General features: G+C 33.7%; 23 protein-coding genes. 9 read left to right on the top strand and 14 right to left on the bottom strand.

Annotation, left to right across the window (positions count from 1 at the left end):
• Window positions 1-75: 75 nt before the first annotated feature.
• Window positions 76-882: a M48 family metallopeptidase gene (locus C4S29_RS04060; RefSeq protein WP_103912829.1), complete on the top strand. Its 807-nt coding sequence runs from the start codon at window positions 76-78 to the stop codon at window positions 880-882.
• Window positions 883-964: 82 nt separating this feature from the next.
• The gene (locus C4S29_RS04055) at window positions 965-1,291 is read left to right on the top strand and encodes a hypothetical protein (protein ID WP_103912828.1); all 327 of its coding nucleotides are present in this window, start codon (window positions 965-967) and stop codon (window positions 1,289-1,291) included.
• 34 nt (window positions 1,292-1,325) lie between these two features.
• Here the strand turns inward: C4S29_RS04055 and C4S29_RS04050 are convergent, their stop codons facing one another.
• The 14 genes from C4S29_RS04050 to lon form a co-directional block, all read right to left on the bottom strand.
• Window positions 1,326-1,949, bottom strand: a complete 624-nt coding sequence (locus C4S29_RS04050; protein ID WP_103912827.1) for an outer membrane beta-barrel protein — start codon at window positions 1,947-1,949, stop codon at window positions 1,326-1,328.
• Window positions 1,933-2,751, bottom strand: a complete 819-nt coding sequence (locus C4S29_RS04045; protein ID WP_103912826.1) for an ABC transporter ATP-binding protein — start codon at window positions 2,749-2,751, stop codon at window positions 1,933-1,935. Before C4S29_RS04045 ends, C4S29_RS04050 begins: the two co-directional genes overlap by 17 nt.
• A complete protein-coding gene (locus C4S29_RS04040) occupies window positions 2,751-3,503 on the bottom strand; it encodes an MlaE family ABC transporter permease (protein WP_103912825.1) in 753 nt (250 codons plus the stop codon). Before C4S29_RS04040 ends, C4S29_RS04045 begins: the two co-directional genes overlap by 1 nt.
• Before the next feature lie 39 nt (window positions 3,504-3,542).
• Entirely contained in the window at window positions 3,543-4,910 is a 1,368-nt protein-coding gene (locus C4S29_RS04035) for an exopolysaccharide biosynthesis polyprenyl glycosylphosphotransferase (protein WP_103912824.1), read from the bottom strand.
• 27 nt (window positions 4,911-4,937) lie between these two features.
• A complete protein-coding gene (locus C4S29_RS04030) occupies window positions 4,938-5,567 on the bottom strand; it encodes a 7-carboxy-7-deazaguanine synthase QueE (RefSeq protein ID WP_103912823.1) in 630 nt (209 codons plus the stop codon).
• 174 nt (window positions 5,568-5,741) lie between these two features.
• A complete protein-coding gene (locus C4S29_RS04025; RefSeq protein WP_103912822.1) occupies window positions 5,742-6,626 on the bottom strand; it encodes a bifunctional 5,10-methylenetetrahydrofolate dehydrogenase/5,10-methenyltetrahydrofolate cyclohydrolase in 885 nt (294 codons plus the stop codon).
• 6 nt (window positions 6,627-6,632) lie between these two features.
• A complete protein-coding gene (gene pgi / locus C4S29_RS04020) occupies window positions 6,633-8,273 on the bottom strand; it encodes a glucose-6-phosphate isomerase (RefSeq protein ID WP_103912821.1) in 1,641 nt (546 codons plus the stop codon).
• 125 nt (window positions 8,274-8,398) lie between these two features.
• Window positions 8,399-8,830 carry a hypothetical protein gene (locus C4S29_RS04015; protein WP_103912820.1) on the bottom strand — a complete coding sequence of 144 codons (432 nt, stop codon included), beginning with the start codon at window positions 8,828-8,830 and terminating at the stop codon, window positions 8,399-8,401.
• 27 nt (window positions 8,831-8,857) lie between these two features.
• Entirely contained in the window at window positions 8,858-9,775 is a 918-nt protein-coding gene (locus tag C4S29_RS04010) for a DUF4349 domain-containing protein (protein ID WP_103913033.1), read from the bottom strand.
• Window positions 9,776-10,045: 270 nt separating this feature from the next.
• Window positions 10,046-11,161, bottom strand: coding sequence for an AI-2E family transporter (locus C4S29_RS04005; RefSeq protein WP_103912819.1), 1,116 nt, complete (start codon window positions 11,159-11,161; stop codon window positions 10,046-10,048).
• An 83-nt stretch (window positions 11,162-11,244) separates the two neighbouring features.
• On the bottom strand, window positions 11,245-12,537 hold the full coding sequence (gene thrC / locus C4S29_RS04000; RefSeq protein WP_103912818.1) for a threonine synthase: 1,293 nt from the start codon (window positions 12,535-12,537) through the stop codon (window positions 11,245-11,247).
• 35 nt (window positions 12,538-12,572) lie between these two features.
• Window positions 12,573-13,505: a homoserine kinase gene (locus tag C4S29_RS03995; RefSeq protein WP_103912817.1), complete on the bottom strand. Its 933-nt coding sequence runs from the start codon at window positions 13,503-13,505 to the stop codon at window positions 12,573-12,575.
• A gap of 64 nt (window positions 13,506-13,569) precedes the next feature.
• Window positions 13,570-16,020 carry a bifunctional aspartate kinase/homoserine dehydrogenase I gene (gene thrA / locus C4S29_RS03990; RefSeq protein WP_103912816.1) on the bottom strand — a complete coding sequence of 817 codons (2,451 nt, stop codon included), beginning with the start codon at window positions 16,018-16,020 and terminating at the stop codon, window positions 13,570-13,572.
• A 279-nt stretch (window positions 16,021-16,299) separates the two neighbouring features.
• Window positions 16,300-18,699 (bottom strand): endopeptidase La, encoded by a 2,400-nt coding sequence (lon, locus tag C4S29_RS03985; protein WP_103912815.1) that lies wholly within the window; start codon window positions 18,697-18,699, stop codon window positions 16,300-16,302.
• 351 nt (window positions 18,700-19,050) lie between these two features.
• Here lon and C4S29_RS03980 point away from each other — a divergent pair, with 351 nt between their 5' ends.
• The 7 genes from C4S29_RS03980 to C4S29_RS03955 all read left to right on the top strand — a co-directional run bounded on the left by C4S29_RS03980 (window position 19,051) and on the right by C4S29_RS03955 (window position 25,583).
• The gene (locus C4S29_RS03980; RefSeq protein ID WP_103912814.1) at window positions 19,051-21,204 is read left to right on the top strand and encodes a SurA N-terminal domain-containing protein; all 2,154 of its coding nucleotides are present in this window, start codon (window positions 19,051-19,053) and stop codon (window positions 21,202-21,204) included.
• A 119-nt stretch (window positions 21,205-21,323) separates the two neighbouring features.
• Complete coding sequence (locus C4S29_RS03975; protein WP_103912813.1) at window positions 21,324-22,274, top strand: MlaD family protein; 951 nt, start codon at window positions 21,324-21,326, stop codon at window positions 22,272-22,274.
• Between the two features lie 13 nt (window positions 22,275-22,287).
• Window positions 22,288-23,616 (top strand): (Fe-S)-binding protein, encoded by a 1,329-nt coding sequence (locus tag C4S29_RS03970; protein WP_103912812.1) that lies wholly within the window; start codon window positions 22,288-22,290, stop codon window positions 23,614-23,616.
• Window positions 23,617-23,656: 40 nt separating this feature from the next.
• Window positions 23,657-24,112, top strand: a complete 456-nt coding sequence (locus C4S29_RS03965; RefSeq protein WP_103912811.1) for a GNAT family N-acetyltransferase — start codon at window positions 23,657-23,659, stop codon at window positions 24,110-24,112.
• A 31-nt stretch (window positions 24,113-24,143) separates the two neighbouring features.
• Window positions 24,144-24,929 carry a (Fe-S)-binding protein gene (locus tag C4S29_RS03960; protein ID WP_103912810.1) on the top strand — a complete coding sequence of 262 codons (786 nt, stop codon included), beginning with the start codon at window positions 24,144-24,146 and terminating at the stop codon, window positions 24,927-24,929.
• Window positions 24,929-25,102 (top strand): hypothetical protein, encoded by a 174-nt coding sequence (locus C4S29_RS14720; protein ID WP_159969821.1) that lies wholly within the window; start codon window positions 24,929-24,931, stop codon window positions 25,100-25,102. Before C4S29_RS03960 ends, C4S29_RS14720 begins: the two co-directional genes overlap by 1 nt.
• On the top strand, window positions 25,092-25,583 hold the full coding sequence (locus tag C4S29_RS03955; protein WP_103912809.1) for a hypothetical protein: 492 nt from the start codon (window positions 25,092-25,094) through the stop codon (window positions 25,581-25,583). The genes C4S29_RS14720 and C4S29_RS03955 overlap by 11 nt, the downstream gene beginning before the upstream one ends.
• Window positions 25,584-25,586: the final 3 nt, after the last annotated feature.

Below are 25,586 nucleotides of genomic sequence, written 5' to 3'. Positions count from 1 at the left end.
TCAATAAATTTTTAATCAAACGCTAATGAAGTAAGGCGATTACATATTACTTTAACAAACATAAAATAAATACATATGAAAATGAAAAATATTTTGGGAATTGGCTTGGTTTCTTTAGCATTATTTGCTTGTACCACGAACCCAATCACTGGGAGATCTTCTCTGCATCTGGCAAATGATCAACAAATAAATACAATGGCGCTGCAAGAATACCAAAAAACATTGCAAACTGGCAAGGTAATCAACGGAACTTCTTCTGCAACAATGGTGAAAACAGTTGGAAATAGAATTAAAGATGCCGCCATAAAATATTACACAAGTATCGGTAGAGAAGCAGATATTGCTGATTACCAATGGGAGTTTAATTTGCTACAAGACCCACAATTAAATGCTTGGTGTATGCCGGGCGGAAAAGTAGCCGTTTACTCCGGGATTCTGCCTGTAACTAAAGATGCAACTGGTCTTGCAGTAGTTTTAGGACACGAAATTTCGCACGCACTTGCAGGGCATGGAAACGAAAGAATGTCTCAAGCAATGGTTGCGCAATATGGTGGTCAAATTTTAGGAGGTGCTATATCTAACCAACAATTAGCATCAATTTTTGCAAAAGCGTATCCTATTGGAGCCCAAGTTGGCTTATTAGCTTATGGTAGAAAACAAGAATTAGAAGCAGATGAAATGGGCTTGTATCTTATGGCAATGGCGGGATATGACCCAAGACAAGCACCAGTTTTTTGGGAAAGAATGGAAAGTGCTGCTGGCAACGGACAAAGACCGCCAGAGTTTCTTTCGACGCACCCAGCACCAGAAAATAGAAGAGCGGATTTATTAAATGATATGCCAAAAGCTTTAGAATATTACAGAGCAGCGGGCGGTAAATAAAATTTTCAGAAAAATGTAGAAACCTTTCCTTATTTTTAATTAAATTTGGAAAGGTTTTCTTTTTAAACTTAACATTAAACAAATGAAAAATCTCACATTAATTGGTATAATATTGCTAGCTTTAGCCTTTTTGCTTTATTATCTAATGCCTCAATTTTCTTTTATAAAACTTTTTGAACCTATTAATTTGATGGGTATTTTAGCAGGAATTGGTATTGGATTAATAATCGGTGGTTTGGTTGGTTATGTGAGCAAAGGCAGTTCTATTCGCAAAGAAAACCAACGTAAAAAATATGTGCAATTACAAAAGGAGAAAGAAGCGCTAGAAATTCAGGCTGCAGAATTGGCGAAAAATCAGACTTTAGCAGATAAAGAAATCGATGAAAAAAATAGGCCGAATCAATTCTAATTCAGCCTTTTCTTATAATAATTTAAATTTATTTTTAAAATTGATATCCCAAGCCAATTGAAACAAAACTTGGTCGGTTGTCATACCGAACTTCAGTATTTGAGCCAACAGCGCTGCTGACATATTTTCTTTGGTCTTGTGAAAAAGCACCTTCGTAGCGAGCATTTAAGATTAGTTTAGAAATCTGAACTTGTGCGCCAAATTGGTAACCAACCGTAAATTCTTTGGTTGCATTTTCCTGGAAATCCTTGTACTGGTTGTCTTTAGATAAATTATAACTCGCAACAGGACCAATAAAAAGCCCAAAAGTATCACCTAAAACTTTGTATCCTAAAAGAACAGGAACATCTACACGATTGTATTTTGCTTCTAAAGCGACATTCGTATTTGGATCTGTAAATTCATTTTTAAAGGTCGTATAATAAATTTCTGGCATCACAAATAAAGAGGTTGGCAAATTTATTTTTGCAGAAAGCCCAATGTTAAAGCCCGTCATGTTTTTCCCTTGTTTGTTGTAGGCATCTGTGATGGTGCCTGAAACGTCTTTCCAAGAAGACGAACTTGTTGGGAAAATTGCATTTGCTTTTACGGCCAATTTAACCTGTGCAAAAGCCAAACTAGATAAAGTGAGTATCGCTAAACTAAAAATCTTCTTCATTTTCTGGTGGTTTTGTTATTATATTTTCAATAGAAGTCTTGTGCGTTTTTAAAAAATATTCTCTTAATTCTTTAAATAACTCTGATGAATAAACGAAATCTATAAGGTTTTTATTATTTGCATTAATGAGTATATCTTTATTGCCCTCCCATTCTTTAATCCCAGAGCGAAGATAAACTATTTTTTCACCAATTGTCATCACAGAATTCATGTCGTGAGAATTGATGATGGTTGTGGTATTGTACTCTTTTGTTATTTCTAGTAATAAATCATCTATAATATTTGAAGTATAGGGATCTAAACCAGAATTTGGTTCGTCGCAAAATAGATACTTAGGATTATTGACAATAGCACGGGCAATTGCAACTCTTTTTTGCATCCCACCGGATATTTCAGAAGGAAATTTTCGGTTTGCTTTTCCTAAGTGTACCTTTCCAATTACATCCATTACGCGTCTTTTTTTCTCACGGTAAGTTAAATTGGTAAACATATTTAAAGGAAACATGATATTTTCATCAACTGTCATAGAATCAAAAAGTGCGCTTCCTTGGAAAACTGTACCGATTTCGGAACGTAAACTTTGTTTTTCATCTCGAGACATTTTATTGATATCTCTTCCGTCAAACAATATTTCACCAGACGAAGGTTGGTAAACATTTAGTAAACTTTTAAGAAAAACTGTTTTACCAGAACCGCTTTGCCCGATTATTAAATTAACTTTACCTGTCTCCAAAGTGGTTGATATGCCTTTTAAAACCTCAACATTCCCGAAACTTTTTTTTAAATTTTTTATTTCAATCATTAGCTTAAAAACATTTGGGTGAGTATAAGATTCATAATAATTATAGACACAATAGTCCAAACCACCGCTTGTGTGCTTGCACGCCCAACCTCTAGGGAGCCGCCTTTAACATTATAACCGAAGTAGGAAGGTACAGTTGCAATGATAAATGCAAATACCGCAGTTTTTAAAAAGGCATACCAAATAAAATGAGTAGGCATATACATTTGCACGCCAGTTATGTAATCTGCTTTGCTCCAACTGCCAGTTGCAATTCCGGCTAAATAGCCACCATAAATACCAAAAACAATACTGATAGCTATTAAAAGTGGGTTAAAAATTATACTTGCCAAAATTTTTGGCAAGATTAAAAAATTAGGTGAATTGACGCCCATAATATCAAGCGCATCAATTTGCTCTGTAACACGCATCGTACCAATACTAGAAGCAATGTAAGATCCTACTTTACCTGCTAAAATTACAGAAATAATTGTGGGTGCAAATTCTAATATTAAAACGACCTTAGTGGCATAGCCAATAAAACTCAAAGGAATTGGAAAACTAGAAGCCGTAAAATTATTAAACATTTGTATCGCTACAACAGCACCTACGAAAGTAGAAGTAAACAAAACCAATCCAAATGAATTGACGCCCAAATCTGCAATTTCTCGAAAAAAAAGTTTAACAAAAACAGAAGATTTCTGTGGTCTTTTTATCGCTTTTCCTAGAAGTAGGAAATATTCACCAATTGAAGTTAATAATCTTTTTAACATTGCGCTAAATTAGTGTTTTTTATTTTTATTTAATGATAATTAGCGCGCCTTTTTATCTCCATTAATCAACAAAAATATGGTTTTTAGTATGATGATAAAATCTAAACTGATGGTCCAATTTTTTACATAAAAAGAATCTGCCAAAATTCTTTTTTGCATTTCTATTTCAATATTACCAGCATCTCCGCGCAAACCATTTACCTGTGCTAAACCAGAAATACCTGGTTTTACAAAATTTCGTAACGAATATCTACCAATTTTATCCTTATAATAATCATCTACCAAAAGCATGTGCGGTCTTGGGCCAATGATGGACATTTCGCCCTTCAAAACATTGATGAATTGAGGCGTTTCGTCTAAACTCGTTCTTCTTAAAAATCTGCCAAATGGCGTAATTCTTTTATCGTTTTCGGCGGTTGTTTTGGTGCTGCTACTTCCATTTAAAACCATGGAGCGAAATTTCAAACAGTTAAAAACTTGTTCGTGATAGCCATATCTTTTTTGCTTAAAAAAAACGGGGCCTTTGCTACTAAATTTTATTCCTATTGCGATGAGTGGGAAAAGCCAAGATCCAATTAATATTAAAAAAAGCAGAGAAAATACGATATCGAAAGTTCTTTTTATTAAAAAATTAGAGAAATAATCTAGGGGAAATTTTGATTGTGTGAGAATGGGTTGCATCTCTACATATTCCAGATTATAGCGCAAAAAATTGTTTTGTATAATATTGGGCACAAGAGATATGAGAACTTTATTGATTTCTGCTTGGTGAAAAACTTCACTCTCAAAATCTTTATCAAAGGAAGTGTTTTCCGAAGGCAAGTAAAGTGTGTGTATGCCATTTTCTTTCCAAAATTTTACCAAATCTTCTATGTTATTTGGACCTTCGTACTTGAAAAATTTAAAGCCATAGTCCTTTCTTTGCTCCAAAATGTTTTTTAAAAGAATAGTAGATTCATTTTCGGAAAGAAACATAATATTTCTGTGGTTTAGGCCAAAAGTTCTAATGTATTTTAAAGCAAAAAATGAAAAAGATTTCACAAAAAATAGACATACAAATAGTGCTAAACCTATTAAAAATCGGTCTTCTTTTAGAAAAGGATTATTACTAATTTTTGCTAATAAAATAACACCCACAATAAATAGGAAAATGTGCGTTACAAGCCTTTCTAGATAAATTGTAAACGTTAAATTTCGGGGAATGGAGTATAATTTTGTTCTACCGCTCAATAAAATCCAAAATGAAATAAGTAAGAGTAAAGATATCGTATTTAGTTCAGTTAAGCCTTTTAAATAATGATAATCGTGTTTTCTTAGATAGGCGAATGCGAAAACACCTGATATCACGAAAATGTCTAGCAGGATAAATACAATCTTAAAATATCGGGAATACCGAAGTCTTTGCATCTAAAAGGTTTTATTAAAAAAATAAATTTACGGAATATTTAGATATTTATGCGTTTGCACAGAAACTTGCCATTTTGGATTTTTCATCACAAAATCCGTCATTTTAGGGTACATTTCCGCACGTTTGCTCCATTCGCTTTGCAGATAGAGTTTGCAGCCATCTTCTACTTTTTCTGCCTGTTCTTCTGCAAATTTGAAATCATTGTTATTAAAAATAATTACTTTTAATTCTTGCGCCTTTTTGTAAATTTCTGGCTTTGGGAGACCTGTTTTTTTCGGCGAAAGTGTTATCCAATCTAGAATGCCACTCATTTTGTATGCGCCAGAGGTTTCAATATGGATGGTGCATCCTAAATCTTTTAGTTTTTTCGTTAAAGGGTCCAAGTTCCACATCAGGGGTTCGCCGCCAGTTAGCACAATTGTTTTGCAATTTGATGCGGCAATTTCTGCAATTTTTTCGGTTTTCATTAAAGGGTGAAGATTGGGATCCCAACTTTCTTTCACGTCGCACCAGTGGCAGCCGACATCGCAACCGCCCAATCTTATAAAATAAGCAGCTTTTCCTGTGTGTGCACCTTCGCCTTGGATGGTATAAAAATGTTCCATCACAGGAAGTGAAATTCCTTTTTCTAGTTCTATCTTTTCTGAATCTGTCATTTGTTTTAAAAATCTACCGTCTTATCTTGAGTGAATATGCGTGAGGGAGTAGGCGGAACTCTTTTTTCTAATTTTTTTTTGTTAAAAAAAATTAGAAAAAAAGTGGGAGCCGGATACCGACTGCTTTTTTTTATGCGCAACAATTGTTTTAAAAAAAGCAGGCACGCCCAAAAATTAATCGTTGTACACTGATGTTTTGTAAGCTAAAAGTGTGTTTTTCAAGAGCATCGCTCTCGTCATTGGGCCTACGCCTCCTGGAACTGGTGTTATCCACGCTGCTTTTTCTGCACAACTTTCGAAGTCCACATCTCCTGTTAAATGATATCCTTTTTTGGAATCGTCATCAACCCGCGTAATTCCCACATCTACTATTATTGCGCCTTTTTTAATCATTTCACTTTTCAAAAAGTGGGGGTCTCCCAAGGCGGTGATTACTATATCTGCACTTTGTGTAAATTTCTCAATGTGTGGTGTATAACTGTGCGTGAGGGTTACTGTAGAATTTCCTGGGAAATCTTTTCTGCCCATTAAAATACTCATTGGTTTTCCTACAATTCTACTTCTGCCAATAATTACACAATGTTTTCCTTTTGTTTCAATGTTGTAGCGTTCTAGTAATGTGAGGATTCCAAAGGGCGTGGCTGGTAGAAATGTGTCCATTTCGAGTGCCATTTTTCCGAAATTTTCTGGGTGAAAACCATCCACATCTTTCCGCGGATCAATCGCCATAATTATTTTTTCTTGATCGATTTGTTTGGGAAGAGGTAGTTGCACAATAAAACCATCTACGGCTTTACTGTGATTCAGTTCATTAATTTTTTCTAAAAGTTCTGCTTCGGATACGGTTGCCGGAAATTTTAATAAAGAAGAAGTAAAGCCGACTTCTTGGCAATCTTTTACTTTACTGTTCACATAAGTTTTACTTGCGCCATTATTGCCTACCAATATTGCAACGAGATGAGGTGCTCGCTTTTTACTTTTTATTATTTTTTCTACTTCGGCTTTAATTTCGCTTTTTATTTCTTTTGAAACTTTTAAGCCATCTAATATTTTTGCCATATTTTTTTACTTATTTTTTTTATAGTAATTGATTAGCGCATTTGTAGAAGAGTCATGAGAGTTTACATGTTCGTCATCAATTAGTTTTGGAAGTATATTTTTGGCTAAAACTTTACCGAGTTCAACCCCAAATTGGTCAAAACTGAAAATATTCCAAATCACGCCTTGAACAAAAATTTTGTGCTCATAAAGTGCAATGAGTTGTCCGAGTGAAAAAGGATTTAATTCATGGAAAAAGATAGAGTTCGTTGGCGAATCTCCTGTGAAGATTTTATATGGAGCGAGTTTTGAAATTTCTTCGTCTGTTTTACCTTCTTTTTTTAATTCTTCAATCACTTCGTTTTCAGTTTTCCCGAACGCGAGCGCTTCTGTTTGAGCAAAGAAATTGGCCAATAATTTCACTTGATGGTCAGAAACAACATTGGCTGATTTCACATACGCAATAAAATCTGCTGGAATAAGTTCTGTTCCTTGATGTATAAGTTGGTAAAACGCGTGTTGGCCGTTGGTGCCTGGCTCGCCCCAAATTACAGGGCCAGTTTCGTATTCTACAAATTCGCCGTTTCTATCGATAGATTTTCCGTTGCTTTCCATATCGCCTTGCTGAAAATAGGCCGGAAAACGGTTTAAATATTGAGAATATGGCAAAATAGCATAAGTTTCTGCATCATAAAAATTGCGGTACCAAATTCCTAAAAGTCCCATTATCACTGGGATATTTTCAGAAAATTTCGCTGTTTTGAAATGTGTATCTGTGTCTTCTGCGCCTTTTAAAAGTTGCTCGAAATTATCATAACCAATAAATAGAACGATGCTTAAACCAATGGCACTCCACAAAGAATATCTACCGCCAACCCAATCCCAAAATTGGAAAATATTTTCTTCTGCAATCCCGAAATTTTTTACGGCTTCTATATTAGTTGAAAGTGCTACAAAATGCTTTTCAACATCTTCTAATTTTCCGTTTTTTAAAAACCAATCTTTTGCAGAATTGGCATTGGTCATTGTTTCTTGCGTGGTAAAAGTTTTAGATGCAATAATGAAAAGTGTGGTTTCTGGATTGAGATTTTTTAAAACTTCTGCAATATCATTTCCATCAACATTAGAAACAAAATGAACATTTAGTCTTGTTTTAAAATGTTTTAAAGCCGAACAAACCATCACAGGACCTAAATCTGAGCCGCCAATTCCGATGTTGACTACATCTGTAATTTCTTTTCCTGAAAATCCTTTGTGCGCACCAGAAATAATTTTTTCTGAAAAAGATTTCATTTGGTCTAAAACCTTTTTAATTTCAGGCTTAATATTTTCCCCATCTACCAAAATTGGCTCCGGAGAAAAATCGCGCAAAGCGGTATGAAGAACAGCGCGGTGTTCGGTTTCATTGATGATTTCACCGGAAAACATTGCTTTTATTGCATCTTCTAATTTGCATTCTTCTGCAAGATTGAGGAGAAGTTCTAAGGTTTTCTCGTCTATTAAATTTTTTGAATAATCAAATAAATAATTTTCTTTTTCAATAGAAAATTGTGAAAATCTTTCTGGATTATATTGAAATAAAGTGCGAAGTTCGAAATCATTTTGGGTAAAATGCGCTTCCAAATTTTGCCAAGATTTAGTTTCTAGAGGGTTTATTTTTGGGAACATTAGTTAAATTTTAAATTAGAAGTTTTATCGTTTTACATTAAAAATGCTGTTTAAAACCACAAATTTAGGTAAAAATAAAACCTCCGAAAAATTTCCGAAGGTTTAGTAATTTAATTGTAAGGTTTTTAGTTATTTCTCATCTGAAAACGATCTGAAGCGGCAGTTTCTGTAAATCGCTCGCGGCCATCATCACTTTTAAAACTGGGGTTAAAATCTAATACAAGGGCCAAATTACTTTTAGGCATATTCGGATTAAAATTATTTTTTACCCTTTTGAAAGAGCGAATAACAGCATAAGCAAAATCATTATTTACTTCTGGCAACACTTTCGGGTGAATAATTTTACCATTTTTATCCAAATCAAAATTTAAAATAAATTTGCCATTTACTTGATATTCTGAAGAAAAAGTGCTGAAATTATTTTGAACATCTTTCACCAGTTGCTTATCGCCACCTTTATAAACTTCGTTTAAATCTTTACTTTCAGGGGTAACTTTTACTTGTGAAAAGGCAAAAGCCGTCGTCAAAATAGCGCTTAAAAAAATCAACTTTTTCATATTTTTTATTTTGAGATAAATTTATTACTATTTTTTGATTTCATACTGAAATTTATCATTTTTTTTCGTATTTCTTTTGCGGTAAAAAAGGACAATTATTACACCAATTATAAGCAAAGGCCAAATGCTAAATAAGCCAACAATAATTTTCTGAATAAGATAAAAGCCTTCTACAAAAGCGTTTTTCACGTCATAAAAAAAATTAAATTTGTACTTGTTGTCAATATTTTTGGTATTGGTAATCGCAATTTCAGCAATTCTGATTTTTGGTTCTTTGATGTAAATTTTTACACTGCTGTATTTTAAATTGTCTTGCGTTATAAAATTTTGAACTTGCTGATAATTTTTCTCGCTTTCATTTTCGTTGGCGAGATTTACTTTTTTTTCAGTCGTTTTTAATTTCGCAATTTCTTGCCCATTTTTTTGCATTCTGTTACTTTCTAGTTTCGCTAATTGAATGTTTGCGGTAATGTCTTCAGCATAAATATTTCGTGCTTTTAGAAATAGTTTTTCATCATTAATGTATTGCAAAAAATCGCCCAATTTTTCTGTAGGAATGCGAACTTCCATACTATTTTCGGTTTGGTATTTTCTTATGAGCATTGCATTTTCGTCGGAAGTATTATAGGTTTCATCTGAAATTATTTCGGAGTTTAAAGAACTCAATGTCACAAATCCGCCGTTGTTTTTTAAATATTTTTCTATTTCTATGGTCGTTTTGTAAACATCTTTCACTTCCATATTCAAGTCAGCCGATTTTATGAATTTTTTACCGTCAATATTTTGTTTTGCAGCATAAGAAATACTATCGGAGACATTTTCACTAGATACAATTGCGCTGTCTGCGGCGAATCCGGAAGTGTTTGCAGTTTCTTGTTTTTTGCAGGCATTTAGAAAAAAAATACCCATTAAGAGGATCGCGATTTTTGTGTTGGAAACTTTCATAATATTTGGTTTTAAAATTATAAAAGTAAAGGTCGAAACCCACACGATAAAGCCTTTGTAAATGCTTTGTTTAAAACTTGTAAACTAGCAATTGTGTTGTAAATTATTGTAATTGAATAAGTTGTAAATTTATTGTAAAATAAATTATATTAAAAAAATTATAATGTCGACGATTAATCGAGATGAGAATTCCCCTCCTTTGGAGGGGTGGATTCGACTGAAAGGAGAAGACGGGGTGGTTTAAATGGAAAAAAACTTAGAAAAATTATGTTAATCTTTCTCCTCAATAGTAATTTTCTTACTGATTTTTAGTTTGCGTTTTGGCCGTTTCACTTTTACTTCTTCACCTAGAAGCGCTCCCCAAGGTTGTAATCCCTCTATTCTGTCTAAAATTATTTTTAAAATTGCCAAAAAAGGAATTCCTAAAAACATTCCAGATATGCCCCACAAACTTTCGCCTATTAAAATTATTAGAAAAGAAAAAAGCGCATTTATTTTCACTTTAGAGCCAACTACGAAAGGTAAAATAACATTGGCATCCAAAATATGAACACCAAAATAGCCAATCAAAACAAATAAAAATTTGGATGTTCCGCCCGTTGCAAAACTTATAAAACTGGCAAAAATAGCAGAAACAAAAATCCCCACATAAGGTATGACGTTTAAAAGACCTGTGAGCACACCTAAAAGTAAAGCATATTTAACTTCTAAAATCGTTAAAACTATACTTGTGAGCGTTGAAACTATAAATACCTGAAGAAAAAGCCCCGCGATATATTGTTTAATAATTTTACGAATTTCATTGGTAATATCTTGCACTTTTGGCTGATGTTCTTCGTGAAAAACACGAACTATAAATTTATACAAAGTACGTCGGTAATTGAGAATAAAAATAAAAAAAATACTACTGAAGATTACAAATGCCATACTACTAGAAAAAATAGCCAAAGTAGTACCCAGAATTATGGTGCTAGAAGATAAAATTTTATCGCCCGCCTCGTTTAAATATTTTAATTGCTTGCTAAAATTGATATGAAAAGTTCTAGAAACCCAAACCTGAAATTCAGTAAAAGATTCGTTGATTTGTTTTTGTAAAAGAGGTAAATCATCACTCAATCTTCCAAACTGATTTCCAAAAAAGTAGATGAGACCAGCCAGAAAAAATATTAAAATAAATACTGAAAATAAAGTAGAAAAACTTCTTCTGAATTTTAACTTTCGTTCTAGAAAGTTGGCAAATGGTAAAAATAATAGCGAAACTAAAAAAGCAAAAAAAAGTGGCGCCAAAATAGTTTTGCCGATATCTGCTAAATAACCCAAACAAAGAATACTCACCAAAGCAAGTGAAAGCCTGAGTAGAAATGGTAATTTTATTTTTTCTAACATTTTTTTATAGTACAAAAATATACTTTTATTGCGAAAATTATTCTATAATTTTTAAAATTATATCTAACTTAAAAGATTTACTTTCAATAAGTTAAATATGATTTTAGATCAGCATAAGTTTTTATTTTTACACTTTTCTTTTCTTTTCCTAAAACGCTTTCTATTTGCTTTGGAATAGGTAATTTTATATTTAAAGCGGGTTCTACAATGTCTAAAAATTTAATGGGATGCGCTGTTTCTAAAAAAATTCCTAGCGCATTTGGATGGTTTTCTAATTCTTTTTTTAAACCTAAAAAACCCACTGCGCCATGCGGATCTGCGATGTAGTTATTTGCTTTGTAAATCGTTTTCATCGTTTCTAAAGTTTCTTTATCAGAAAAACTATAGGAAGAAAAATCTTTTTTTAATTGCTCTAAATCATTATCATACATTTCTTGAATCCTGCAAAAATTACTTGGATTTCCCACGTCCATTGCATTAGAAATCGTGCTTTCTGACGGTTTTGGCTCATATAAACCATTTACCAAAAAACGCGGAACTGTATCATTAATATTTGTAGAAGCCACAAAATGTTTAATTGGTAATCCTAATTTTTTGGCTAAAATTCCGGCGCAAATGTTTCCAAAATTTCCACTCGGGCAAGAAAACACAAGCGGTTTATTTTGTTTTTTCAAATTTTTATAGGCAAAAAAGAAATAGAACATTTGGGGTAGCCAACGCGCAATGTTTATAGAATTGGCCGAAGTTAAATTTTTACTGTTTAAATCTTCATCTAAAAAGGCTTTCTTCACCATGTCCTGACAATCATCAAAAACACCGTCCACTTCCAGTGCCGTGATATTTTTTCCTAAAGTGGTCAGTTGCTTTTCCTGAATATCACTTACTTTTCCTGAAGGATATAAAATGACCACTTTTACACCTTCTACGTCCAAAAATCCGCTGGCAACTGCGCCTCCAGTATCACCAGAAGTTGCAACCAAAACGGTGTTCTCGTTGTCTTTTTTGTCTTTGTTAAAATAGCCCAAACAACGCGACATAAACCGAGCGCCGACATCTTTAAATGCCATCGTCGGGCCATGAAATAATTCCAAAGCGTAAATATTTTCTTCTACTTCTGCCAAAGGAAAATCAAAAGATAGGGTTTCGGCGATAATTTCTTTTAAAATTTCCGCTGGAATCTCATCTCCCACAAATTGCTGAATTACTTGAAAGGCAATTTCTTTATGATCTAAATTTTCGATATTATCAAAAAAAGTTTTCGGTAATGCTGTGATTTCTTCGGGAAAATACAAGCCTTTATCTGGCGCTAAACCGTCTGTTACAGCGTCTTTGAAGTTAACTTTTTTTGCATTGTGATTTAAACTGTAATATTTCATTTATTTAATGTAAAAAGTAAGTTTTCGTTTTTAGTTTATGGATTGGTGCTAATGATTTTGATGCCGTCTGGATTTATTTTTGAAACGTGAATTTCATAAGGAACGTCTAAGTCATCATAAATTTTCCCCATTCCCGCGGCAATCTTTTGTGCGATTTCATTTCCTCGGCATAATGAAAAAATAGATGGTCCGGAGCCAGAAATTCCTGCGCCTAAAGCACCGTTTTCTAAAGCAGAATTTTTAATTAAATTAAAACCTGGAATTAGTAAACTTCTAATTGGTTCTATAATTTCATCATGGAGCGAACGTCCGATTAAATCATAATCTTTTGTGTATAAACCTGCGACTAAACCGCCGACATTTCCCCATTGTGTAATTGCACTTTTTAAAGAAACGGTTTTTTTTAAGACGGAACGCGCATCGGAAGTTTTTAATTCTATTTGGGGATGAATCACCGTTGCAAATAATTCTTCAGGGCTTTCTATTCGGATAACATCTAAAGGGTTGGAACTTCTAACCAAAGTGAAACCGCCTAAAAGAGCCGGCGCGACATTATCTGCGTGTGCATTTCCGCTTGCAAGTTTTTCACCTTGCATGGCAAATTTTATAAGTTCTTTTCTTGTAAATGGTTTCCCCAGTAATTCATTAGCCCCGAAAACGGCGCCTGCAGAACTTGCTGCGCTGCTGCCAATGCCGCTTCCGGCTTTAATGTTTTTATAAATTTCGATTTCGAAACCAAAATCCGCTTCTACTTCCTCTAGCATTGCCAATAAGGAAACGCCGGCCACATTATTTTCCGTTTCTAAAGGTAAGTCTGCGCCTACAATTTTATTGATGCGAACGCCTTTTGTGTTAGATTTTTTTATAATCATTTCATCTCCTGCGGTGTCTAGACATAAACCTAAAACATCAAATCCACAAGAAAGATTGGCAATTGTGGCGGGGCAAAATATTTTTATTTCGTTCATAAGTGTTTTTATTATCGATCATTTATTTTTAAATAAATTATTAACTTAAAATCAATGACTTAAATTAAATATTTCCCATTCTAATTACGTCTGCAAAAATCCCCGAAGCAGTTACTGAAGCACCTGCGCCCGCACCTTTTATAAGCAAAGGCTGATCAACATAGCGATCTGTAAAAAATAAAACAATATTATCTTTTCCTTCTAAATTATAGAAAGGATGGTCTTTCGGGATAAGTTGCAAGCCCACGCTGGCTTTTCCATTTTCATATTGAGCGACATATTTTAAGCGAGAATCTTTGCTCAAAGCATTATTATAAAGTGCTTCAAAATGTGCTGAATGTTCAATTAATGAGGCGAAAAAATTGTCATTGTCTTCCGTTTTTAAACAGGCTTCTGGCAAAAAGGATTCGTTAGAAATTTCTTCGATATCCATTTTATGGCCACTTTCTCTAATTAAAATTAAAATTTTTCTAGCTACATCAATTCCGCTTAAATCAATCTTGGGATCTGGTTCTGTAAAACCTTGAACTCCGGCTTCTTTTACTACGTCGTGAAAAGAGTTTTTTTCATTAAAATTATTGAAGATAAAATTTAAACTTCCAGATAAAACGGCTTGTATTTTATTGACTTTGTCACCCGAAGCAACTAGATTTTTTAATGTATCAATGATTGGCAATCCAGCGCCTACATTGGTTTCATAAAGAAATGGAGCGTTATACTGACGCGAAATATTTTTTAAATTTATATAATTGCTATACTCAGATGCACAAGCAATTTTATTGCATGTTACAACGCCCACACTTTGGTATAGAAAACTTTCATACAATTTAGAAACACTTTCACTGGCAGTAATGTCCACAAAAATACTGTTGCGTAAATTATAGGTTTTAACTTTTAAAATAAAATCTTGATGATCTGCTTTTTCTCCCTTTTCATCTAGAAGATCATTCCATTTTTTTAGGTCAATTCCATCTTCGTCAAAGTACATTTTTCTGGAATTTGAAACTGCAATTAGACGAACATTTATTTTAAAATTTTCTTTTAAATATTTTTTTTGCTGTGCTATTTGTGAGATAAAGATTTTGCCCACGTTGCCAACGCCCATTACAAAAAGGTTTAATTGTTTGGTGTCTTCCTCAAAAAAGTTTTCGTGCAAAGAATTAAGTGCTTTTTTCACATCTTTTTCTTTAATTACAGCAGAAATATTTCTCTCAGACGCGCCTTGTGCAATTGCTCTAATGTTGACATTATTTTTCCCTAAAGTGCTGAACATTCTACCGCTTAAACCTTGGTGGTTTTTCATGTTTTCACCCACCAATGCAATAATGCACAAATCTTTTTCTACAATGCAAGGTTCGATTTTGTGTTGCGCTATTTCTATCTGAAAAGCATCATTAATCGCTTTTTCTGCAATTTCTGAATCTTCATTTAGAATACCGATACAGATGGAATGTTCGGACGAGGCCTGGGTAATAAAAATCACATTCACTTTTTCTTGAGAAAGCACCTCAAATAATCTTTTAGAAGAACCAGAAACCCCAATCATACCAGAGCCTTCCAGCGTAATCAAAGTAATATGATCTATGTGGCTGATGCCTTTCACAGGATTTGGCTTACTACTTGTTTTATCTGAAATGAAAGAGCCATTATTTTCTGGCTCAAAAGTATTTTTGATAATAATTGGAATGCCTTTCTGCAAAACTGGCTGAATTGTAGGAGGATACAAAACTTTTGCCCCAAAATGTGAAAGTTCCATCGCTTCTTGGTAAGACAATGTTTCGATGGCTTGCGCTTGCTTCACTATTTTTGGGTTCGCTGTAAACATGCCATTTACGTCCGTCCAAATTTCTAATTGATCTGCATCTAAAGCAGCTGCAAAAATGGCCGCAGAGTAATCTGAACCACCACGTCCTAAAGTGGTATTTATTCCATCTTCGGATCTCGCAATAAAACCTGGCAAAACAGTGATCTGATAATTATTTTCGGCAAAAAAATCTGTGATCAATTTATTGGTTTTTTCAAAATTCACGATTGCTTTTCCGTGCTGATTATTTGTTTTAATTAAATCTCTACTGTCCTTATAAATGCTGTTTTTGTTGTCTTGTTTTATCGCTTCGGAAATAATAAATGAAGATAATAATTCGCCAAACCCTAAAATAGTATCAGAGGTTCTTTGTGTTAATTCTCTTAAGAGAAAACAGCCATCTAATAGTGTTTCAAGATGATTAATAAGTCTTTTAACTTCGCTTAGTGGACTGCTTTGTGCGCCTACAGGAAGTAATTCTTTTAAAGCATCTAAATGTTTTGCTTCAATTGTTTCTAGTAAATCTTTGTAACTTTCGTCTGCAACTGCGGCTTTTTTGGCCGCGAGAGACAATAAATCTGTTACTTTACTAAAAGCAGAAACTACTATTACTGTTTTTTCGTCCTTTGCTTGATTTTTAATTATATCTACTACGCGCTTAATGTTTTCTGCATTGGCGACCGACGTGCCGCCAAATTTTAAAGTTTTCATCGTGATTGTTTTAGTTATGAAGTCATAAAATTGTGCTTTACTTTAAAAAAAAGTAAAAAATGGAATGGATTATATTTAAAATGAAACCCCTTAAGGGGTAATAAATGTAGCAGTACACTCTGTGGAAATAGTAATTCCCAAGTAAATTGTAATTTGAATTTCGCGTATGTTTTGTTTTACTGCCATTTTTAAAAGTCAAAAGTACATTTTTTATTTCAAAAATAAACCACCAAAAAATTATTTTTTTCGGTGGTTTTCAATTTAATTTTTAAGAAAAATTTACTTTTCTAAGGCTAACTCTATTACTTCACTCATTCTTTCGATGTAATTAATTTTTAGATTTTTTAAATAATCTTTTTTAATTTCTTCTACATCTTTTCGGTTGGCTTCGCAGAGAATTACTTCTGTTATGCCGGCGCGATTTGCTGCTAATAATTTTTCTTTGATACCGCCAACTGGCAATACTTTTCCTCTTAAAGTAATTTCACCGGTCATTGCCAAATGAGATTTTATTTTTTTATTTTTAAGACTCGACACTATTGACGTGAGCATCGCAATTCCTGCCGAAGGACCGTCTTTTGGTGTGGCACCTTCTGGCACGTGAATGTGGATGTTATTTTTCTGTATTTGTTCTGAAGAAATTCCCAATTCATCATGTTTCGCTTTGATATATTCTAAAGCAATTGTAGCAGATTCTTTCATTACATTTCCGAGGTTTCCGGTCATTGTTAAGTTTCCTTTGCCTTCGCTCAAAATACTTTCAATAAATAAGATATCGCCACCAACGCTCGTCCATGCTAAGCCTGTTACCACACCCGGAACATCGGTAATTTCTGATAAATTTTTAGGACGAGGAATGCCGAGAATTTCATCTACTTTTTCAACTGTTATTTTTGCATTATAATCCTTTTCCATGGCTGTTTGCAAGGCAACCCAACGACAAATAGCGGCTAATTTTTTCTCTAAACTTCTCACACCGCTTTCAGATGTGTGTGCATCAATAATGTGTTTTAATTCTGCAACTCCAAGTTTTAGAGATTTTGCGGTCAGTCCGTTTTCTTTTAGTTGTTTTTTAATTAAATGCTGTTTAGCGATTTCAATTTTTTCTTCTAAAGTATAACCCGCAATTTGTATGATTTCCATTCTATCTAAAAGCGGCGTTTGTATCGTCGAAAGCGAATTTGCTGTGGCAATAAACATTACTTTAGATAAATCGTAACCCATTTCCAGGAAATTATCATAAAAATTATTGTTTTGTTCAGGATCTAAAACTTCTAGTAATGCAGAACTTGGATCGCCGTGCGCACCAGTTCCAATTTTATCTATTTCGTCTAAAACAATAACCGGATTTGAAGTTCCTGCTTTTTTAATAGATTGCAAAATTCTTCCTGCCATTGCACCAATGTAAGTTTTTCGGTGTCCACGAATTTCGCTCTCATCGTGTAAACCGCCTAAAGAAAGACGAATGTATTTTCTACCTAAAGCATCGGCAATCGACTTTCCAAGAGATGTTTTACCAACTCCGGGAGGGCCTACAAGACATAAAATTGGCGATTTCATATTATTTTTTAATTTTAGAACCGCCATGTGTTCTAAAATTCTTTTCTTAATATCTTCTAAACCGAAATGGTCTTTTTCTAAAACTTTTTCTGCTTTTATAATATCGAAAACATCTTTAGTGTAATTTTCCCAAGGTAAATCTGTGAAAAAATCAAGATAATTTCTTTGTACATTATAGTCTGGCGAATTGGGATTTTGGCGCTGTAAACGGTTTAGCTCTTTTTGAAAATGATTTTCAACTTCATCGCTCCATTTTGTATTTTTGGTTTTTAGCAACAATTCTTCTACGTCAGATTCTGGCCCACCGCCCAATTCTTCTTGAATCGTTCGAATTTGCTGATTTAGAAAATATTCTTTTTGCTGTTTGTCTAAATCTTTACTTGTTTTTTGATGGATTGCATTTTTGAGTTCCAATTTTCGGAAATCTTCGTGCATTAATTCATAACACTTGTGCGCGCGTTGCAAAAGATTTTTTTCTTCTAATAAACCTTGCTTTACAGAAGAAGCAAAATTGGCATTGGTGCAAATAAAATTCAGCAAATCCTCATTATGATTCATATTTCTAATTGCAAAAGTCGCCGCATTTGGAATATTGGGATCTATTTCAATTATTTTTAAAGCTAAATCTTTAATGTTATCAATCAAAGCTTCAAATTCTTCTTTGTTGCGAGAATTAGTGTCTTTTAAATTAGTAATTTGCGCCTGAAAATAGGGTTTTGTTGCCGTATAATTTTTTATTTTAAATCTTCCAATTCCACGAGTGATAGCAGTAATATTGCCTTCTGGAAGTTTGATGATTTTAATAATTTTTGCAATTGTTCCGACTGTGTACAGGTCCTTTTGCACAGGATTGTCAATATCGCTATTTTTTTGGCTAATGATTCCAATCAATTCATTATTGCTTTGGGCGGTTTCTAATAAATTTTTAGAAATTTGTCGGCCAGCAGTAATGGGGATCACAACCTTTGGAAACATAACCATGTTTCGCACGGGCAAAATGGGAAAAATGGTTTGGTTTTCATCATTTGGCGGCAATTCGCGCTCGTCAATTTCTTCAGCTACAATGCTGAAACCATCGTCTAAAATATCGCTAAAGTCTAAATCTTCAAATTCTTTCATAGTCTGTGTAATGACAAAATGTCATTTTTTAAAAATTTTATTTAAGTCAAATCTAAAAATAGGGTTTTAGATGTTGCGCAATCAATTCTTTTGCAATGTAGCCAATTCTTATGCCAATGAAAATAATGAATATTATTGCGTCAATATTTCCAGTTTAAAATAATAGAAAACCCGAAATAGTCTGCTTTTAAAGAACGTGCGTCTCGCTATTTAAAGATTTACTAAAGTATATTTAATGGACGCTTGCGAGGGCTTTTTCTAAAAAAATACCAATAAAAAATTCTAAAAGTTTTATAATATTTTAAAAATGTGTATTTTCGCGGATTGATTATAACTAAATAATAAACAGAAATGGCAGTTTTAGGAGAGATTAGAAAAAGACCTTGGCTTTTGATGGGTGCAATTGCAGTGGCGCTTTTGGCGTTTTTAGTAAACCCACAAAGTTTAAATAAAGTTTTTGGGAAAAACCCCGATGTTTTGGGAAAGGTAAATGGTGATGCCATTACGAGAGAAGCGTATAATGATCAACTTTTTGTGCTTCAAAATCAAGCAAAACAACAGGGGCAACCAGATACAGGTTTGGAGGAACAAGCTTGGCAAATGATGGTACAAAGTAAATTGATTGAGCAGCAGTTCAAAAAAATGGGACTTCAATTAACAGATGATATGTTTTGGAGTCAACTGCAATTTGACCCAATGTTTGCAAAAAATAAAGAAAATTTTGATGAAAAAGGTAACTTTAAAACACAAGAAATAAAAGGCCAAATTGATGATTTGGAAAAAAGTGGAAATATAGAAGGTCTTAATAATTGGAAAAAAGTGAAAAAAGCCATCGAATATAGAATGATGGCGCGTCAACTTTTTGCAAATGTTTCTAACGGTGTTACAACTAGCAAAAAAGAAGTAGGACAAATGGTGAAAATGCGGGATGAAAATGCTGTGATTGATTTTGTAAAAGTAGATTATAATACTTACATGCAAAAAAATCCGATAAAAGTTACAACTGAAGATTTGGCTGCCTATATCAAAAAGCATCCTATTTTATTTAAAACAGATGCGTCTAGAAATTTAGGACTTGTTTATTTCCCCGCTTCGCCGAGTGCAGAAGATGATGCTGAAACCTTGAAAGAAATTACAAAATTATATACTGGTGGTACAGATGCAAGCAACGGAACAGAAAATTTTCAGAATACGAAAAACGATTCTATGTTTGTTTCCCTTAATTCTGATTTGCAATATACGCCGCAATATTTTGCGCTAAACCAATTGCCATTGGGTGTAAAAGATAAAATTGCAGGTGCAAGTGTTGGCCAATTTTTTGGTCCATACAAAGAGCAGAACTTATATGTGGTAACGAAATTGTTGGATAAAAAACCTTCAGATTCCACGCTTTCTCGTCATATTTTAATTTCTTACAAAGGCAATCAAGCAGCCGGAACTGCAACAAGAACAAAAGAAGAGGCGAAAAAATTAGCAGATTCTATCGATGCAGTTGTAAAAGCAGATCCTTCAAAATTCACTGAGTTTTTAAAATATTCCGCAGATCCAAATTCTGCTGCACAAGGTGGAAGTGTGGGCTGGACGACACCTGCAACACCATTCGTAAAACCATATTTAGATTTTCTTGCTAGCCACGGAAAAGGCGCAACAGGCGTTGTAGAATCACCTTACGGTTATCATATCATCAATATTGAAGATAAAAAATCTGGTGCAATGACTTATAAATTGGCCAATTTGGTGAAAGAAATAAAATCTTCCGATAAAACTGAAAATATAGTTTATAGAAATGCAACCAAGTTTATCCAGCAAGTTCAAGGGAAATCTTTTAATGATTTTGCAAATATCGCCAAGAAAAACAATTACAAATTTTCTAATCCGAAACAAGTAAAAAGGTTTGACGGAAAACTGCAAGGTATTGGGACCGATCAAGATAGTGATGTTATCGTTTGGGCCTTTGATAAAGATCGCAAAAAAGGAGATACTAATATTTTTACTGTAGAAGGAACTGGTGACAAAATTGTAGCGTATGTTAATGGCTTGCAAGAGGCCGGAACAGCCGATCCAGAAAGTGTTCGCGATCAAATAGAACCTTTGGTAATGAATGAATTGCTCGGTAAAAAAATTGCTGAAAAAATAAATGCTGCCAAACCAACTTCTTTAGACCAAGTTGCTAAAATGTTTGGTGTTGCGAAAAGTACAGCAACAGTAAACGTTCTTAACCCTCTAATTGCCGGTGCGATGGAGCCGAAAGTGGCAGGTGCTGCATTTGGTGTAGGAAACAATAAAATTTCTAAACCAGTTGAAGGAATGACGGGAGTTTATGTTGTTCAAAGAAAATCTGTGGAAACAAACAAACAACCTGGAGATGAAAAGCAAATGACAGAAAGTATTTCGAAACAAAATTCTCAACAATTTGTACAAGCATTTCTTAAGAGTTTAGAAGACAATGCCGATATTAAAGATTATAGAATTGAAGTGATGGGAAAAACACAAACACAACAATAAATTTTATTAATATTTCTTTTAAAAACGGCTATACGCCGTTTTTTTTATATCTTACATCAGCACCAGAATTTTTAATTTTAAAGTAAAAAATACTATATTTGTTAATTCAAAAAAAATAAATGAAATTTTCAAAAGAACTTAAAGCAGGCCTCATTGCATTACTTGCAATCGTGGGTTTCATTATACTATTTCAGTTTATGAAGGGTAAAAATCTCTTTACTACAGATAACGTTTATTATGTAAAATATGATAATGTTGAAGGTTTAGCGGTTTCAAATCCCGTTTCCATTAATGGGCTAAAAGTAGGGCAAGTAGGCGCAATAGAACCAGTTACTTTGCCAAATGGTAAAATATATTTCGTAGTAAAAATAACCATCGATGATGGTTTTGTATTTTCAAAAAAATCCACTGTTCAGATTTTCGAACCTGGCCTAATGTCTGGAAAAGAAATGCGGATACAATTGGCTTATGGACAACCACAAGCCAAAGATGGCGATACTTTGGCAGGAGATTTCCAGCTTTCTATGATGAACTCTATCTCATCACAATTAGCCCCAGTAAAAGACCAAGTACAAAGCGTGCTAAAACAAGTGGATTCTCTTGCGGCAAATACCAATCAATTATTAAATGAGAAAAATCGGCGAGAAATTAGCACATTATTAACTAATCTAAATAGAACTGTATTATCTTTTGAAAATACGTCAAAAGAAACCAATGCGCTGCTAGCAAGCACAAATCCTCGCGTAGAAAAAGTATTAGATAACGCCAATTTACTAACTTTAAGTGCAAAAAGCACAATAGATAAGTTCGGAACTAAAGCAGATGAGTTAGATGTAAAAAAATTGAATAATACGATTGATAAACTAAGCATCACCGCAGACAAATTAAATGGTGTGATTTCTGGAATTCAAAATGGCAAAGGTTCTTTAGGGAAACTTATGCAAGATGATCAACTTTACGACAACTTGAACAAAACTTCGGCAAACTTAAATAGTTTAATAGAAGATTTGAAAGCAAACCCGAAACGCTACATTAATTTTTCAGTTTTCGGCAAAAATACTAAAGATTAAAACCTTTTTTGATATGGCCTATATTTCAAATATTATTTTCTTTATTGCAATAGCAGTTGGTTTCGGTCTTTTTGCAAAAAGTTTGCGCGAAATTTATCGCAATATCAAATTGGGTAAAAAGATTGATAGAAATGATAGACCTTCAGAACGATGGGCGACCATGGCGAAAATTGCTTTAGGCCAAACAAAAATGGTAAAAAGACCTATAGCAGGCATTTTACACATCATTGTTTATGTCGGTTTTATCATTATTAATTTCGAACTTTTAGAAATTCTCATTGATGGTTTATTTGGAACACACCGGTTTTTAGCCGGGATTTTTGGCCAAAATATTTATGCATTATTCACCGCAACTTTAGAAATCTTAGCAGTTCTCGTGATCGTTGCAGTCGTTTTATTTTTCATCAGAAGAAACTTTTATGGCATCAAAAGATTTCAAATGAAAGAACTTTTTGGGTGGCCAAAAGACGATGCAAACTGGATTTTGGTAATAGAATTTGCTTTGATGATTGCTTTTCTTACAATGAACACCTCCGATTTGGTTTTGCAGCAAAAAGGGGCATTAGCGGTTCACGGTAGTTTTCCATTTAGTTCAAATGTTTTAGCGCCATTTTTTCAAAATTTTAGTGTAAATACTTTAGAAATTTTTGAGCGTTCCGCTTGGTGGTTTCATATTCTGGGCATTTTATTTTTTATGAATTACCTTTATTATTCTAAACATTTACATATTATTTTAGCCTTTCCAAATACGTGGTATTCTAAATTAAAACCGAAAGGCGAGTTGGATAATCTAGATTCTGTTACCAAAGAAATAAAACTCATGATGGATCCAAATGCCGATCCTTATGCCGCCCCGCCAGAAGCAGATCCAAATGCAATTCCAGAGAAATTTGGTGCCAATGATATTTTTGATTTAAACCAAGTACAATTATTAAACGCTTATTCTTGCACAGAATGTGGACGATGCACATCTGTTTGCCCCGCAAATATTACAGGAAAAAAACTCTCGCCGCGAAAAATAATGATGGATACGCGAGACAGAATAGAAGAAGTTGGCAAAAACATCAATAAAAATGGAAAATTTATTGATGACGGTAAAAAATTAATTAATGATCATATTTTACCAGAAGAAATTTGGGCTTGCACAACTTGCAACGCCTGCGTAGAAGCCTGCCCGATTCTCATAGATCCACTTTCTATTATCGTAGAAATGCGGCGGTTTTTGGTGATGGAACAATCTTCCGCGCCAAGCGAACTAAATCTTATGATGACCAACGTAGAAAATAATGCCGCGCCTTGGCAATTCAACCAAGCAGATCGTTTAAATTGGGCGAAAGAGTAAGTTTTATTAGAAAATTTTCAGTTTTAATTTTATTTTAAAAATGCCAGAAATAATGTCTTTCCAAGCAAAATATGCCAATGATTTTAAAACTTTAAATACCGCTTGGTTAGAAAAATATTTCGTTGTTGAACCTTATGACGAAGAAGTACTTTCAAATCCCCAAAAGTATATTTTAGAAAAAGGTGGAAACATTTATTTTGCTGTAGAAAACGGAAAAGCAATCGGAACTTTTGCTTTAATGTATAATGAATATGGCGAATTAGAATTTACAAAAATGGCCGTTGATGAAACTGCACAAGGAAAAGGCTATGGAAATTTGTTAATGCAACATTGCATAGACGAAGCAAAAAAAATGAAATGCGAAAATCTATTTTTATATTCAAATACAAAATTAGAGCCCGCAATTAATTTATATCGAAAATTCGGATTTGACGAAATTCCCGTAGAAAAATCTGAGTATGCAAGATGTAATATTAAAATGATTAAAAAGATTTAAGATTAATCCAAAATTTATAATTTAAAAAGAAATGGATTTCAACATAAAAACAATGGCAGAATATGCCGCCGAAGGAAAATCACCAGAAATTCTATTTTTTGTAGGCTGTATGGGTAGTTTTGATGATCGTGCTAAGAAAATTACCAAAGCGTTCTGCAAAATTTTAAATAAAATAGGCGTAGAATTTGCCGTTTTAGGACAGGAAGAATCCTGCAATGGCGATCCTGCAAAACGCGCTGGTAACGAATTTGTTTTCCAAATGATGGCGTTTACCAACATCGAAATAATGAACGGTTATGGCATAAAAAAAATTGTAACCGCTTGCCCACATTGTTTTAATATTTTAAAGAACGAATATCCAGAATTAGGCGGTAAATATGAAGTATTGCACCACACGCAATTTCTAAAAAAAATGATGGAAGAAGGCCGCTTAAAAATTGAAGGCGGAACTTTTAAAGGAAGAAAAATCACCTTTCACGATCCTTGTTATTTAGGAAGAGCAAACGGAGAATATGAAGCACCAAGAATGCTTTTGCAAAAACTAGACGCAGAATTGGTAGAAATGAAACGCTGCAAAAGCAACGGCCTTTGCTGTGGAGCAGGTGGCGCGCAGATGTTTAAAGAACCAGAACCAGGAGATAAAGACATCAACATCGAACGCACCGAGGAAGCACTAGCAGAAAATCCTAAAATTATCGCCACAGGTTGCCCATTTTGTAACACAATGATGACGGACGGCGTAAAACATTTTAATAAAAACACGGAAGTTGAAGTTCGTGATATTGTAGAACTTTTGGCTGAGGCGGAAGATTTATAATGAAAAGCAAAATACCATATTTTTTTATGGTTTCTGGCGTTTTATTATTTGCCGGAAACCTTTGGTCGGCTAATTTTGAAACGTCAAAATTAAATTATTTTAGCACCGCTTCAAGTGTCTTAATCGTGCTTTTGGGCTTTGTAGAATTAAAAAAGAAAAAAAATGAAAATTGAAGACGCTACTTCTGTTGAAGTAAATGATTATAGAGTGATTGTCTTTCCCGCTTCGCGCCCTTTCACAGCGCTTGAAGCCAAGAAAATTACAGAATATTTATATGATTTTTTGCCCACTTGGGCTGCGCACGGAAAACCGCTTTCCGCTTCGTTTAAAATTGAAAAAAACCAGTTTGTTGTGGTTTGCGTGGATGAAGATAAAGAATTGGCTTCCGGCTGTTCTATCGATGCTTTAAGCGGAATTATGAGAAATCTTGATGGCGAATTTCAATTAGGATTTTTTGACCGAATGAAAGCCAGTTTCATAGAAAATGGGGAAGTAAAAACCTTAAAATTACAAGATTTTCGCGCCAAAATAAAAAGTAGAGAATTATCAGATGATATCGAAGTTTTTGATTTTTCTAAAGACTCTTATCTTAATTTTTTAAATGAATTTCTGCTGCCTTTGAAGGAAAGTTGGGCTAAAATTTATCTAGATTAAAAT

The sequence above is a fragment of the Halpernia humi genome (genome assembly GCF_900108025.1).
Taxonomy (GTDB): domain Bacteria; phylum Bacteroidota; class Bacteroidia; order Flavobacteriales; family Weeksellaceae; genus Halpernia; species Halpernia humi.
The sequence above is the reverse complement of the archived record's forward strand: the minus strand, read 5'-3'. Positions and strand labels throughout refer to the sequence as shown.